The organism is Syntrophales bacterium, assembly GCA_035363115.1.
Classification (GTDB): Bacteria; Desulfobacterota; Syntrophia; order Syntrophales; family PHBD01; genus PHBD01.
The window spans coordinates 70,734-83,734 of record DAOSEM010000004.1 but is presented as its reverse complement, the minus strand read 5'-3'; the positions used below and the strand labels follow the sequence as shown (position 1 = coordinate 83,734).

Sequence of the window (13,001 nt, the reverse complement as noted above, 5' to 3'; positions counted from 1 at the left end):
TTTGAACACAGGCCGGGCACCCGGTCTTTTGAGAAAAGGAATCATCCATGAAAGGAATTCGCTCTCTTCCGTTTCATCACCCGCCGCGCCTTCTGGTTCCCTTCGGCCTGATCCTGCTCATGGCGATCACTCTCATGACGGCGGCTCCCGCCTCCGCGGACGTCGTGATCGACGGAGCCCGAACGGAGGGGGTGAACCTGGCCGCCGAAAACGGGGCGGAGACGAAGAAGGCCTACGTGACGTCCACGGGATCCATAAACTCAAGCGGCTCCTACGCCCTTTGGGGCAAGACCGCCGGCTGGAGCGTCAACGTGGCGGCCGGAAGCACGGTTGCGAGCACGGGCACCAGCAGCCGGGCGATCACCTTCACTCCCACCGCAACCGCCTCAAGCATGTATGCCCTGGACGGCTCGGTCAGCAACAGCGGAACGATCTCCTCGACCGGAAATGCGATCATTATGCGCGGCGGAAGCGTCACCAACAACGCCGGAGGCACGATCAGCAGCAAGTGGACGGGAATTTATGCGGAAGGCGATCTCACCCTGGACAACCGTGGAACGATCGGCAGCTCCTACAAAGCCATCGCTTTTCAATCTTCAGGCCGCATCATCAATCATTCCGGAGGACGAATCTCCGTCACCCAGAGCCCGGATTCGACGGCCAACGGCATTCCCATCTCCGGCTGGACGGGAAACGTTATCATCGAAAATTTCGGCTCGATCGAGGTAAACAAGGATCCCACCAACCGTGAGCTATGCATGGCCATACAGCTGAGTGAAGAGGGAAACAGGCTGTTCAATTACCTCGGAGGCAAGATCTATGGCGAATGGGGGGCCAGCCTCGGAACGAACGGCCTGGTGACAAACGAGGGAGAAATCACAGCTGATTACAATGCGGTCCAGATGAAAAGCGGCTACATTCACAATATCGGCATCATCCGTGGCGGACAGGACGGCGTAAATACCGGTGATGACGGCACTGTCGTAAACGACGGGATCATTCAGGGGGGAGCCGATTCAGGCGTTGCTGTCAAGGTCGGTGACGGAAGTCTTGTCATCAACAATGAAACCGGATCACTCACCGCCGAAGGAATTGGCGCCGTCTTTGCGCAGGACAATTCCACGGTCATCAACAAGGGCCTCATTTCCGGTACGGGGGGGTGGGGAGTTGTCACATTTATCGGGACGAACGGCAGTGCGCTTTACAACGCCGCCACCGGCGTCATCCGGAGCGTGGGAGAATTCGATCCCCGGTATACCTACGCCGCCGTCCGCTTCTGGGGCAAGGGCAACGACCTGGTCGACAACGCCGGAACCATCACTGCAGAGCAGGGGCCGGCCATCACCATGGGCGAGGGCGACGACACGGTCATCCTGCGGAGCGGATCGAAGATCTCCGGCAGCGTGGACGGCGACGACGCGGACGATCCGGACCCTGAGCTCGTCAACGGCACGGCGGACCGGATTTTCCTCGACGGCTCGGGCGGAATCGCGAAGGGCTCCATCGTCAACTTTGAGTATCTCACCAAGACGGGGGCCGGCACCTGGACCGTGGACGGAGACTTCAAGGGCGGGAAGATGATTCGCATCGAGGACGGCCTCCTGAACATCAAGGGAAAGATGGCCTTCGAATCCGGCTCCACCTATCGGCCTACCCTCAAGGCCGACGGCACCTTTGCGCATATCGCCTCCGACACGGCGGTCATCGATCCCGGCGCAACGCTATCGCTCGACCCCCGGGGCATGAAGCACGGGGTCAAGTACCGGATCATCGACACGACAAACGGCCTCACGGGAACGTTCGACTCCGTCAGCATGGACTACGGCCTGTCGGACGCCCGGGTCTACTACGACGCCTTCGATGCCTGCGCCATGCGCCGGTCCGCCCTCAACCGGGCCGCCCTGACCCGGAACGAGCGCGCCGTCTCCGCGTACCTCGACGGCGCCTGGGAGACCGCCTCGGGCGACCTGCTCTCTGCCTTCGATTCCCTTCATACCCTCGATTTCACGGAGGCCAGGGCCGCCTTCAACAGGCTGGGCGGCGCCAGCCACACCGCCTACCCCGCCATCGACGCCGTCAAGCACGCCGCGTTTTTCCGGAGCCTTTTCCCGCAGGACGCACCCTCTCCGGAGAAGACCGCCGGGGCCTTCTTCGGGGACGCCTCCCTGATCCCCGCCATGGGCGGATCCACCCTCTCCGAGGCCGTCCTCTCCCTGGCCGATGCCGCGGGACGGATCACCTACCCCTTCGGCCTCTGGATTCGGGGCTACGGGGCCAAGGGCAACCGCGACGGAGAGGACATCGCATCCCGGTACGATTACACCGTCCGGGGCTTCGTCACCGGCGTCGACCTCCTCGTCCGCGGAGGCTTCCGGACCGGCGTTGCCCTCGGGTACTCGAAGACGGACGTGGATTTCCCGGACTTCGGCGACTCCGGGAAGGAAGAAAGCTTCCAGGCCGCCCTCTACGGGACCTGGAGAAGCGGGAGATGGTACGCCGACGGGGGCCTCTCCTTCACCCGGAACGGCTACGACACCACCCGCTCCATCTCCTTCGGGACCGTCTCCCGTACCGCCACGGCTTCGTACGGCGGCTACGAGCTCGGCGCTTCCGTCGAGGGCGGGTACAGGGCATCACTTTGGGGTTTCGAGATCACTCCCCTCGCCTCCGTCCTGGCCCTCCGGCACCACCGGAGCGCGTTCACAGAGACCGGCGCCGATTCCCTGAACATCGAGGCGGATGCCGAAGACGCCACCTTCCTCCAGGGCACCGTCGGCCTTCAACTCGCCAGGACCTTTACGGTCGGGGAGTCCTTCTCCCTCACCCCCAGGCTCTCCGCCCGCTGGGTCCACGAGTTCGGAAACGACGAAACGGTCCTGAACGCCCGCTTCTCCGGGGCCAACGCCGGGTCCTTAACGGTCTATTCCGACACGATCGGCCGGAACAGCGGCGTCTTCTCCCTGGGGATGACGGGGAAGCTCACCGACGCCCTCTCCTTTTCCCTCGCCTATGCCGGAGAACTGAAGTCGAGGCAGTCCAGCCACGTCATAACGGCAGACATGCGGTACATCTGGTAGAAAAAACGAGGAATGCGGTTGAAGGATGGACCCCGGACCGAGCCGGGAGTGTGCGATCAGCGGACCATCAGGCCCTGATCCGCCAAGAAGCGGAACACCGCCTCCCGGAACGCCTCGGGGTTGTCCGTGTGAACGGGGTGGGCCGCCCGGGGGATCTCCGCCAGGAAACCCCGCGGCAGGCTCCGGCACATCTCCTCCGCCGGCTCCCGGGGCAGGACCAGGCTGTCCTCGCCGCGGACGACCAGGACCGGGCAGGCGATGCCGGGCAGCAGGGCGCGCAGGTCGTAGTCCGGGTCGAAGTGGGCGTAGACCTCGCGATCACTGAGGGCGTAATACCGGCCGTTCTCCTCCCGCAGGTTGTGGGGCGACAGCGCGAGGAGGCGCGCCCGGTCGGCGTGGGCGCTGTTCTCCATCCGCCGGCTTACGAATGCGTCAACCGATTCGTACGACTCGGGAAGGTCGCGGTAGAGGCCCGTCAGGTACTTCTTGTTCCAGGGGGGCGGGCAGGGCTCGATGTCCACGTGGACCACGGCCGCCGCGAAGCCGGGATGCCGGGCGGCAAAGGCCGTGGCGTGAAGGGCTCCCATGGAGTGCCCCATGAGGATCAGGTTCGGGGGTGCCAGGCGCTCGACCACCGCCTCCAGGTCGCCCACGTAGTCGTCCAAACGGTACGCCGCGGGCCTTGGCCGGCCGCTCCTGCCGTGGCCCCGCTGGTCCAGGGCGACGATCCGGAAATGACGGCGGGCCTCCCGGGCAAAGAGATCCCAGACATGGGCGCTGTCACCGATTCCATGGAGCAAAGCCAGGAAGGGCAGCCCCTCTCCCCCCCAGTCGAGATAACGAAACGAAAGTCCATTGATATCAAGCCACCGTTCCGCCGGCATCTCCATGGCCGTTCCTCCGTCCTGTGCCGCCGTTTTTTACGGCCCGTCAATAAATGTGCGTGCTGCTGATCTCCCATGCCCGTTCGCGGCTGAATCCCGTCACGCATCCCTCCCGGATCTCGACAACCCCCTCCTGGGCAAGATCCGTCAGGACGTCCCGGATCTCCTCGGGGTCCCTGCCGGAGGAGGCGGCGATCTCCGCCACCGGATCCACATCCGGAGAAAGGGGCCAGGAGCGGGTCAGGTAAAGAATGGCCACCAGGCGAAGCCACCACTGGGAAAGTTCGTCCACGAGCGCGTCGGTGCGTCGGATCCGCTGGGCAAACTCCTTCATCATGAACATGGACATCTCGTCGTTCTCCCGGAGGAGCCGGCGAAGCGTCCCGCCGTCGATGACGGCCACGTCGCTCTCTTCGGCGGCGTTTGCCGTGGCGGTCCGGGGGGCCTCCAGCAGGGCCGCCATCTCGCCGAAGTACTCGCCGGGCCCCAGCTCCGCCAGCACTTTCCGGACCCGGCTGGCCTTCTTCTCCAGCCGGATGCGCCCGGCCAGGATGAAGTACATGTCCCGCCCCTCGTCGCCTTCCTGGAAGACCGTGCCTCCAGGCGGATAGATGCGGCCGAAGCGGCGGAAGAGCCGCTCCCAGACCTTCATCCCGGGCCTCCCGGGCTTCAGGAGGGCCCGCTCGATGAGGATCAGGTCCCGGCGCCGGTAGGAGGCCATCAGCTCGGCGCAGAACAGGAAGATCAGGGCCACGTAGAACACCCAGATGATCAGGACAACCACCGTCTGCAGGGAGCCGAAGATGATGTCGTATCGGGTGTAGTTCGCGATGTACCAGGCGAAGAAGTGCTTCGCCACCTCCATCAGGGCCGAGAAGACGACGCTTCCCGTAAAGGCGAGCCCCAGGGAGATTTTATTCACCGGGATGACCTTGTAGACGAGGGTGAAGAAGATCACCGTGACGATGTACGGCAGGACATAGCGGAACAGGACGCCCTTGAGAATGGGGAGGTGGGTGAAGAGGCTGTCCGCCAGGACCGGCTGGTTGGCCACGATGGTGGCGATGGTCGTGATCCCCACGCTCAGGATGCCGACGGCCCAGGCCGCCGGGATCATGGCGAAGGACAGCAGCTTCGAGACCACGTAGTTCCGGATCGCCTTGGCCCGGTAGATCAGGTTGAAGGCCGTCTCCGCGGCCCCGAATATCATGGAGGAGAACCAGATCAGGGTGATGAAGCCCACCCAGCCCAGAAGCTGGCTCTTTTCGTCCAGTTGCCCGAGCTGGATCAGGATGTCCCCGGTGAAGTAGGGATGGAAGCGCTGGATCCCCTCGATGAACTGCCGCTGCACCTCGGGATAGGAGCTGAAGAAATACCCCGCCGTCAGGAATGTGAGGATGAACAGGGGGAGAAAGGAGAGGATGGCGTAAAAGGCGATGGCCGCCGCCTGGTTCACATCCCCGTTGTTCTGGTAGTTGATCACCGAGTCCACGAGGATGTCCCAGGCGCTGGCAAGCCTCAGCTGGATACGGTGCAGGACGGACCGGGAGCGGTGCGAGCCGTTGACGGGTCCCTCTTCGGACACGGGCGCCCGCACGCCCTCAGTCAATGCAGCCGCCGTAGGGATTGATGCGGGGATCCCGGGCGCAGGCCTCGCAGAACACCTTCGTGTCCACGTGGCCGCATCCGTAGCCCCAGAGGTCGAACTTCCGGCAGTCCGTGCAAAGAGCCTTCTCGCAGCCGTCGCACAGGACCACGGAAGGTTTTTGGTTGCACACGCGACAGAATTCGCTCCCGTCGGAAAGCCTGACCATGGGATCTCCTTTCGGGCGGCGATTAAACCACAGCCATCCCCCCGAGTAAAGACCTTTTGCCCGGGACCGCAGAATGCCGGCCAGAAGGGACGAGGCCGACCGAAACGGCACTCGCATCCTCATCGGCTTTTGTTTTGACAATCCCCGGCGGCCCCGATAGAATGCCCGATCATCCGAAGAACACGGAAAAAGGCAGGATCATGCTGGAAAAATCCCTCGATAAAATCGCCGATACGATCCTCTCCCTGGACGAGGCGTCCCTCGCCTCCCTCTGGGAGAAATACAAGACCCGGATGGAACATTTCGAGCCGAGCCGCGAGTGGGAGCGGGCCGTCATCGTCTTCTTCATCATCAACGCCGTCCGAGCCAAGAACCAGATCTTCAACGACCAGATCATGAAGCAGAAGGACGAGAAACCCGCGACGCCGAAGCCCCCCAAGGCCGGCCCCCTCCTGAGACGGGTGAAATGAATCGGGAAACGGCGGACAGGCGGGCCGCGGAGCTGCGGCGGGTCATCGACCGCCACAACCGGCTCTACTACCAGCTCGACGCGCCGGAGATCCCCGATTCCGAGTACGACGCGCTCCTCCGGGAACTGACGGACATCGAGGAGCACTTCCCCGACCTGGCGACGCCCGACTCGCCGACCCGGCGGGTGGGCGCCCCGCCGCTCGACAAGTTTCCCGCCTACACCCACCGCACGCCCATGCTGAGCCTGTCCAACGCCTTCGACGACGCGGAGGTGGAGGCCTTCGACCGGCGGATCCGGGAGCGCCTGGGCGTCGAGACAGTCGACTACACGGCGGAGCCGAAATTCGACGGCCTCGCCGTCAGCCTCGTGTACGAGGACGGCGTCCTGGTGCACGGGTCCACCCGGGGGGACGGCTTCACCGGTGAGGAGGTGACCGCCAACGTCCGCACCGTCCTCACGATCCCCTTGCGGCTCCGGGGAGAAACCGTTCCGAAGGGCCTCGAGGTCCGAGGGGAGGTGATCCTTCTCCGGGAGGACTTTGCGAAGCTGAACCGGGCCCAGCGGGAGCGCGGGGAGAAGGAGTTCGCCAATCCCCGGAACGCCGCCGCGGGCTCCCTCCGCCAGCTCGATTCGCGGGTCACCGCCTCCCGCCCCCTGTCCTTCTTCGCCTATTCCCTCGACTGGGCGGACGGCCTCGACCTGCCCGCCACACAGGCGGAGGCGATGAACCTCCTGGTCCGACTGGGCTTTTCAGTCTGCCCGGAGTGCCGGGTTGTGTCCGGAACCCCGGGACTCCTGGCCTTTTACCGGGAGATCCTGTCCCGGCGGGATTCCCTCCCTTACGACATCGACGGTGTTGTCTACAAACTGAACAACCGCGCGGCCCAGGAGACCGTTGGCTCCGTGGCGCGGGCGCCGCGCTGGGCCCTGGCCCACAAGTTCCCCGCCCAGGAGGCCCTGACGGAGATCGTCGGCATCGACACCTCCGTCGGCCGGACGGGGGTCTTGACGCCGGTGGCGAGGCTGAAGCCCGTCTTCGTCGGCGGGGCCACCGTGACGAATGCCACCCTCCACAACGAGGACGAGATCCGCCGGAAAGACGTCCGCGTCGGCGACACGGTTGTCATCCGCCGCGCCGGCGAGGTCATCCCAGAGGTCGTGTCGGTCCTCCTGGAGAAGCGACCGCCGGACGCGCGGGAATTCCGGATGCCCGGCCATTGCCCCGTCTGCGGCTCCTTCACCGCCCGCGCCGCCGGGGAGGCGGCCACCCGCTGCACCGGCGGCCTCTTCTGCCCGGCCCAGCGCAAGCGCGCCCTGCTGCACTTCGGCAGCCGCCGGGCCTTGGACATCGAGGGACTCGGGGAGAAGCTCGTGGACCAGCTCGTGGACCGGGACCTGGTGAAGACGCCCGCCGATCTCTTCCGGCTCCGGCGGGAGGACCTGGTCCTCCTGGACCGGCTGGCGGACCTGTCCTCGGAAAACCTGGTGCAGGCCGTCGCCCGGAGCCGCCGGACGACCCTCGCCCGCTTCATCTATGCCCTGGGGATTCCCGACGTCGGGGAGACCACGGCCCGGGACCTGGCCCTGTTCTTCGGATCGCTGGACCTCCTGATGGAGGCGCGGACGGAGACCCTGCGCTTCGTCCCGAACATCGGGGTCGAGGTGGCTGCCTCCATCTCCTCGTTTTTCTCCGAGGAGCACAACCGGCAGGTGATCGCGGATCTGCGGGAACTGGGTGTTGGATGGGAGGAAACGCCCATGGAGGAGGGATCGCGGACGATGCCCCTCTCCCGGCTGATCTCCTTCTTCGCGGTCCCCGAGGTGGGCGGCGTCCGGGCGGAGGCCCTGGAAAGCCGCTTCGGAACGCTGGAGGCCCTGCAGGCGGCGGAAGACCGGGACCTTAGGGAGGTCCCGGGGATCTCGCCCGGCGCGGCGGTGGGAGTTCGACAGCTTCTGAACGATCCGGGATTCCTGGAAGTGACCCGGCAGCTCCGGGCATGCGGATTCACCTGGACCGCCGAAGCCCAGGGAAAGGACCAGCCCAAAGCCGGCGAAGCGGAATCGTCCGCCGTCTCCGGGAAGGCCTTCGTCCTGACGGGGACCCTGGCCGGGTTCACCCGCGACGAGGCAAAGGAGATGATCGAGAGCCGTGGCGGACGCGTCAGCGGCAGCGTCTCGAAGAAGACCGACTATGTCGTGGCCGGCGCCGACCCGGGAAGCAAGCTGACGAAGGCGGAGGCCTTGGGCGTCCCCGTCCTGGACGAGGCAGCCTTCCTCGCCCTCCTCGGCCTCCCCCACCAATAACAGGTCAGCTTTTTTACCGTGAACAATACAATGGGGGGCGGATATCCAATCCGTTCCCCATTTTCTTTCACTTCACATCAAGGCACGGGGGCTGCCACGGGGGCTCCCGTCGTCGCGAAAACGTTTCCTCTCTTCGCCTTCTGAAACCGATGAGCCTCGGATCCGGAAACGTTTTCTAATCGCTCCTCTGGGAACCCCCGGTCGCGCCCCCGCGAACGTCGGTCGGGGAGAGGGGGCTTCCCGGAGCGCGAATAGCGGCTTTTTCGGGGCACCCTGCCGTCGCAGCGCAGCGCCCGCAAAGTCATCTGTCTGAGCACCGCTAGGTGCGAGTTATGACTTTGCAGCGGAGCGAGACGCTGCAGGGTCGAAAAAACGCTTCTGAGCGCGAGGGAAGACCTGCTCCCACACGCCCGCCTCCCATCCGCGCCGGATTCTCTATAAAAAGGAGAAATAAAAGAAGGGGAGCGGATTTGAATTCCGCCCCTCTTCATACATCAGCGGAGCCAGACAGGAAGCTTCTTTTCATCCTTCTTCTGGAAGCTGCAGGCAATCGTGCAGGTCTTGCACGGGCTCTTGGCCGCGGGCAGAGGCGGCTCCCCCTTGATCTTCTGCTCGATGAATTTCAGGCATTGGTTGACCTTGGCATCGGGCCCCTCGACCACGAGGGTCACGCAGCCCTCGGCTCCCCCCCAGCCGCCGGATGCGAAATGCACGGCATCGATGCCGAAGAGGTTTTCGATGGCGTCGATCTCGGTGAAGACGATGCCGTCGGAGACGCAGGCCAGGCCGACGGGCGGGCCGATCGCCTTGTCCGTCGTCATGGTCCCGCCGTACTGGGCCGCCATCGGCACGGAGGGAATCATCTTCTCCAGGCCCACCGCGTAGATCATCTCCAGGCCGCGGGCCTTCAGGGCCATGTAGAACTGGCCCATCGTCCCGCCCATCGGGTTGACCATGATGACGCCCACATTCCCGTTGGCGTCCAGGGCATTGCCCCCCTTGATCATGATGTCCCCGGGGCCCATCTTGTCGAGAACCGATCCCGGCTCGACGGGGAGGATCTTGCCCTTGTGAAACGTCACGGGCTTCGTTCGGTCCTCCGCCCCCAGGACGCACAGGACGCCGCGGATGACCTGGCCGGCCACGTACCCCTCCTTGCGGACCGGCTTCCCCAGAAGCTCCTCGAGAATATAGGCGTTGGTCGATCCCCGCCCGATGAGGAGGTAGCCCTTGTTTTTCGCATTCTGGATGCTCGGCAGGGAGGCCACGCCTTTGCCGATCAGCCGCTTCGATTCCGCCGGGGTAAGGGTGAAGAGTGCCTGCATCGGTATTCTCCTTTCTTCGTTCGGTCCGAGGGACCGGTGAAACGGTGCGCTCTGTTTGATCGCAAGAACACGGAGGCGGGAAAGGACTTTCCCGTACGGCGGCGAGAATAGCACGGCCGGTACGGAAAGAACAGGGGCGGAAATACAGGGCGGGGGCGGCCGTTGCAATCCGAAGCGGCGGGCGGTATAAAGCAACCCTGCCTTCATCCCGCCGGAACGGGTACCGGATTGATCCCCGTCCCAGCAACGGTGAAGGAGATTTTTCTGGCAGGGGAGCGAATGGTGAAGCGTGTCCGCATTTTCGTGACGGGCATCGTCCAGGGCGTGGCCTTCCGGGCCTGGACAGTCCGGACGGCCCGCGCCCGGGGCGTGACGGGATGGGTCCGGAACCTGCCGGACGGCCGGGTCGAGGCCCTGGTCGAAGGGGACGACCCGGCGGTGGAGGCCGTCGCCGCCTGGTGCCGACAAGGGCCTCCCGCGGCGACGGTGACAAAAACGGAAGTCCGGGAAGAGCCCTATTCCGGTGAATTCCAGGACTTTCGAATTCTCTACTGAACGGGAAATATCAAAGAGGGGGCAGACGGAATCCGACCCCCTCTTCTTCTCTGCATGACAGGACAGGTCCCGACGCTTAAACCGGATCGAACACCCCCAGCTTCTCCATCGACTCCAGCATCGCCAGGTAGCGCTTGTCCCTCTTCTTCAGGATCTCCTCCTCCGGGCGTCCGCCGTAGTCGAAGAGCCCCTTCGAGGTTTTCGCCCCCAGGTGCCCTTTCGCCACGGGATCGGCAATGAAGGGCGGCGACTGGCCCAGGGCGTTTTTGATCATGACGTCCACCAGGTCCAGGCCGGTGAAATCGAGGGTCTGGACGGCGCCGACCACGGGAAGCCGCACGCCGAGGCTGGCCTTGACCGCCAGGTCGATGTCTTCCGGAGAGGCCCAGTCGTTCTTCAGGAGTTCCAGGACGCCGAAGAAGATCATCTGCTGGATCCGGTTGACGATAAAGCTGGGGACGAACTGCTTGAGCACCACGGTCTTCTTCCCCAGGCGCTCCATGAGCCGCACGGCGAAGTCCATCGCCTCCGGCGCCGTCTTTGGCCCCGGGACGACCTCCACGAGCGGGATGATGTGGGGCGGCGCGAACCAGTGGGTGATGAGGAGCCGCTCGGGCCGGTGGATCTCGCCGACGATGGAGAAGACGTCCAGCGAGGAGGTATTGCTGGCGAGGATCGCCCCCTCCGGACAGATCCGCTCAAGCTGCTGGAAGACGGCCTTCTTGACGTCCGGCACCTCCACGACGGCCTCGATGGCAAAGTCGGCGCCCTCCGCCGCAACGGCCAGGTCCGTCGATGGGATGATCCTCCCCAGGATGGCCGGGATATCCCCCTGTTTCACCGTTCCGTAGTCGGCCAGCGTCTCCAGGTTGGCCCGGATCAGCCGCATGGCCCGCTCCAGGTACTCACCACTGGTGTCCGCCAGCCCGACCTCAATTCCGTGCTGGGCAAAGACCTGCGCGATGGAATGCCCCATGGTCCCCGCTCCGACCACGACCGCCCGCTTCATTTCACTCACCTTGACCATGTCTCATCTCCTTTTGGACGAAAAAAGGGGCAGAGTATCCCTCTGCCCCTCGTTTGACGTCTTTTGTCCCCCGTTCGTTCAAGGTCGTCCGCTCCGTTCGATCTCGTGGAACGGCGGGTTCATAGCACATTTTTGGGGCTTTTCCCACCCGTGAAATATATTGGTTCATTTTCCATCAACCAGGCCCGGAACGCCGGACCGATGCATGAAGGCGGATCTGCGGCGAAGAACTGCAGGTCCTCTATGGTGTCGATATCCCGGCGGGATGGCAGGACAAGGGCCCTCCGTCCCTTTCTTTCCAGAACCCCCAATGTCCTGGAGAAGACCTCTCCCGTACTCCAGGGGATTCCTTCGAACGCCTCCGGCAGAAACGATTCCCCGCGGAAGCCGATCAGGTAATAGCCCCCGTCCGGCGCGGGGCCGATGACGGCGTTGTGCGTGTCGAGGCCGTCCAGTGCCTGTCGAGCGAGATCGGAGTCCAATCCCGGTATGTCGCTTCCGGTGAGCACTGCCGTATGGAATCCCGCGTCGAAAGCCTCCCGGAGGCCTGCGGCCATCCGCTCCCCGAGGTCCGATCCCCGCTGGGGCCGGTAGATCGGCCCGGATCCGAGCCATCGAGCCACGGCATCTCCGGCCTCGGGAGGGTCGTAGAGAACCATCAGGAGACGATCTTCCTCTGCCAGGATCCGGACGGCGTCGGCCGCCAGGGCCTCGTAGAGGGAGCGCGCCTTTGCTTCTCCAAGGGAGGCCGCCAGCCTTGTTTTGACGGGCACGAAGCCCGGGTGCTTGACCATCAGCAGGATGCATCGTTCAGAGGGCGTCACGGTACACCTCGATGAAGTCCACGTTTGACACGGAAGCCTCCCCGGTGTTGTCCGAGTCGTTCATGATACCCAGCGTCGCCGTGGCGGGCGGATCGACTCCAAACGCCCGCCGATAGTCCCGAAGGACGTCCACGCTCTCCTCCCTCCAGGTGCCGGCGAGGCGGCTGCCCCTCTCCAGGACCATCATTTTCGCCCTCTCCGTAAACGGGCTGCTGAACAGGCGGGGGACGTCCTCGCGGTTTGCCCAGATGTAGCTCAAGGTGCTGTGGGGCGGGTTCTCGCCATGGAACCATCGGGCAACCGCGCTGGAAACCTGGTTGAGGGCGGAGGGCGTTTTCGTCCGGGAGTGGAACATGACAAAAATCCGGATGGGGTAGTCGTCGCCTTCCTTTCCACCCATGTCGCCGCGGGCGTAGACATTGGATACCTTCCAGCGCCAGCGGAGCCCGGGATACTCGTAGACGTTGAATTCGCGGCGATGAATGAGCCCCGAGGCGGAGCCGCGGCTCTCCGCCCGCAGGACCGTGCCGCCGTCCAGGGGCTCGATGGAGTAGCGGGAGCGGGCCTCGATCCGGGGGAAGGCAAGAGAACGCCAGGCGTCAAGCGTCCTGAAGTCTTCCCGGAACAGAACGGTCCGCTCCGTCGCGGCGGCGGCGACGGCGGCCAGGAGAAGGATCGAAAGGAGCGCGGTGCGGAAGGCGGTCGGCATTCTCATGGTT

Annotated in this window: 11 protein-coding genes; 4 read left to right on the top strand and 7 right to left on the bottom strand. The window is 64.5% G+C overall.

From position 1 onward, the window contains the following. Positions 1–47 precede the first annotated feature (47 nt). A complete protein-coding gene (locus PLO63_10120; protein ID HOI74491.1) occupies positions 48–3,077 on the top strand; it encodes an autotransporter outer membrane beta-barrel domain-containing protein in 3,030 nt (1,009 codons plus the stop codon). Between the two features lie 56 nt (positions 3,078–3,133). Here the strand turns inward: PLO63_10120 and PLO63_10115 are convergent, their stop codons facing one another. From PLO63_10115 to PLO63_10105, 3 genes are read right to left on the bottom strand one after another with little or no spacing between them, the layout of a single operon-like run. Then, the gene (locus tag PLO63_10115; protein HOI74490.1) at positions 3,134–3,967 is read right to left on the bottom strand and encodes an alpha/beta hydrolase; all 834 of its coding nucleotides are present in this window, start codon (positions 3,965–3,967) and stop codon (positions 3,134–3,136) included. A gap of 40 nt (positions 3,968–4,007) precedes the next feature. Further along, positions 4,008–5,570, bottom strand: a complete 1,563-nt coding sequence (locus PLO63_10110) for a YhjD/YihY/BrkB family envelope integrity protein (protein HOI74489.1) — start codon at positions 5,568–5,570, stop codon at positions 4,008–4,010. Continuing rightward, a complete protein-coding gene (locus tag PLO63_10105) occupies positions 5,563–5,775 on the bottom strand; it encodes a hypothetical protein (protein ID HOI74488.1) in 213 nt (70 codons plus the stop codon). Before PLO63_10105 ends, PLO63_10110 begins: the two co-directional genes overlap by 8 nt. 200 nt (positions 5,776–5,975) lie before the next feature. Here PLO63_10105 and PLO63_10100 point away from each other — a divergent pair, with 200 nt between their 5' ends. Then, positions 5,976–6,245: a hypothetical protein gene (locus PLO63_10100; protein HOI74487.1), complete on the top strand. Its 270-nt coding sequence runs from the start codon at positions 5,976–5,978 to the stop codon at positions 6,243–6,245. Beyond that, positions 6,242–8,551, top strand: a complete 2,310-nt coding sequence (ligA, locus tag PLO63_10095; protein HOI74486.1) for an NAD-dependent DNA ligase LigA — start codon at positions 6,242–6,244, stop codon at positions 8,549–8,551. The genes PLO63_10100 and ligA overlap by 4 nt, the downstream gene beginning before the upstream one ends. A gap of 494 nt (positions 8,552–9,045) precedes the next feature. Here ligA and PLO63_10090 read toward each other — a convergent pair whose 3' ends face one another. Then, on the bottom strand, positions 9,046–9,876 hold the full coding sequence (locus PLO63_10090) for a hypothetical protein (GenBank protein HOI74485.1): 831 nt from the start codon (positions 9,874–9,876) through the stop codon (positions 9,046–9,048). 279 nt (positions 9,877–10,155) lie between these two features. Here PLO63_10090 and PLO63_10085 point away from each other — a divergent pair, with 279 nt between their 5' ends. Next, positions 10,156–10,431 (top strand): acylphosphatase, encoded by a 276-nt coding sequence (locus PLO63_10085; protein ID HOI74484.1) that lies wholly within the window; start codon positions 10,156–10,158, stop codon positions 10,429–10,431. A 76-nt stretch (positions 10,432–10,507) separates the two neighbouring features. Here the strand turns inward: PLO63_10085 and PLO63_10080 are convergent, their stop codons facing one another. The 3 genes from PLO63_10080 to PLO63_10070 all read right to left on the bottom strand — a co-directional run bounded on the left by PLO63_10080 (position 10,508) and on the right by PLO63_10070 (position 12,997). Then, positions 10,508–11,458, bottom strand: coding sequence for a 3-hydroxyacyl-CoA dehydrogenase family protein (locus PLO63_10080; GenBank protein ID HOI74483.1), 951 nt, complete (start codon positions 11,456–11,458; stop codon positions 10,508–10,510). A 119-nt stretch (positions 11,459–11,577) separates the two neighbouring features. Further along, positions 11,578–12,282 (bottom strand): TIGR04282 family arsenosugar biosynthesis glycosyltransferase, encoded by a 705-nt coding sequence (locus tag PLO63_10075; protein ID HOI74482.1) that lies wholly within the window; start codon positions 12,280–12,282, stop codon positions 11,578–11,580. Continuing rightward, positions 12,269–12,997 carry a DUF3047 domain-containing protein gene (locus tag PLO63_10070; GenBank protein HOI74481.1) on the bottom strand — a complete coding sequence of 243 codons (729 nt, stop codon included), beginning with the start codon at positions 12,995–12,997 and terminating at the stop codon, positions 12,269–12,271. Before PLO63_10070 ends, PLO63_10075 begins: the two co-directional genes overlap by 14 nt. Positions 12,998–13,001 lie beyond the last annotated feature (4 nt).

Excerpts from the sequence above, each read along its gene's own strand:
- PLO63_10120 (HOI74491.1), top strand. The coding sequence starts at position 48 with ATGAAAGGAATTCGCTCTCTTCCGTTTCATCACCCGCCGCGCCTTCTG.
- PLO63_10115 (HOI74490.1), bottom strand. The coding sequence starts at position 3,967 with ATGGAGATGCCGGCGGAACGGTGGCTTGATATCAATGGACTTTCGTTT.
- PLO63_10105 (HOI74488.1), bottom strand. The coding sequence starts at position 5,775 with ATGGTCAGGCTTTCCGACGGGAGCGAATTCTGTCGCGTGTGCAACCAA.
- PLO63_10100 (HOI74487.1), top strand. The coding sequence starts at position 5,976 with ATGCTGGAAAAATCCCTCGATAAAATCGCCGATACGATCCTCTCCCTG.
- ligA (HOI74486.1), top strand. The coding sequence starts at position 6,242 with ATGAATCGGGAAACGGCGGACAGGCGGGCCGCGGAGCTGCGGCGGGTC.
- PLO63_10090 (HOI74485.1), bottom strand. The coding sequence starts at position 9,876 with ATGCAGGCACTCTTCACCCTTACCCCGGCGGAATCGAAGCGGCTGATC.
- PLO63_10085 (HOI74484.1), top strand. The coding sequence starts at position 10,156 with ATGGTGAAGCGTGTCCGCATTTTCGTGACGGGCATCGTCCAGGGCGTG.
- PLO63_10080 (HOI74483.1), bottom strand. The coding sequence starts at position 11,458 with ATGGTCAAGGTGAGTGAAATGAAGCGGGCGGTCGTGGTCGGAGCGGGG.
- PLO63_10070 (HOI74481.1), bottom strand. The coding sequence starts at position 12,997 with ATGAGAATGCCGACCGCCTTCCGCACCGCGCTCCTTTCGATCCTTCTC.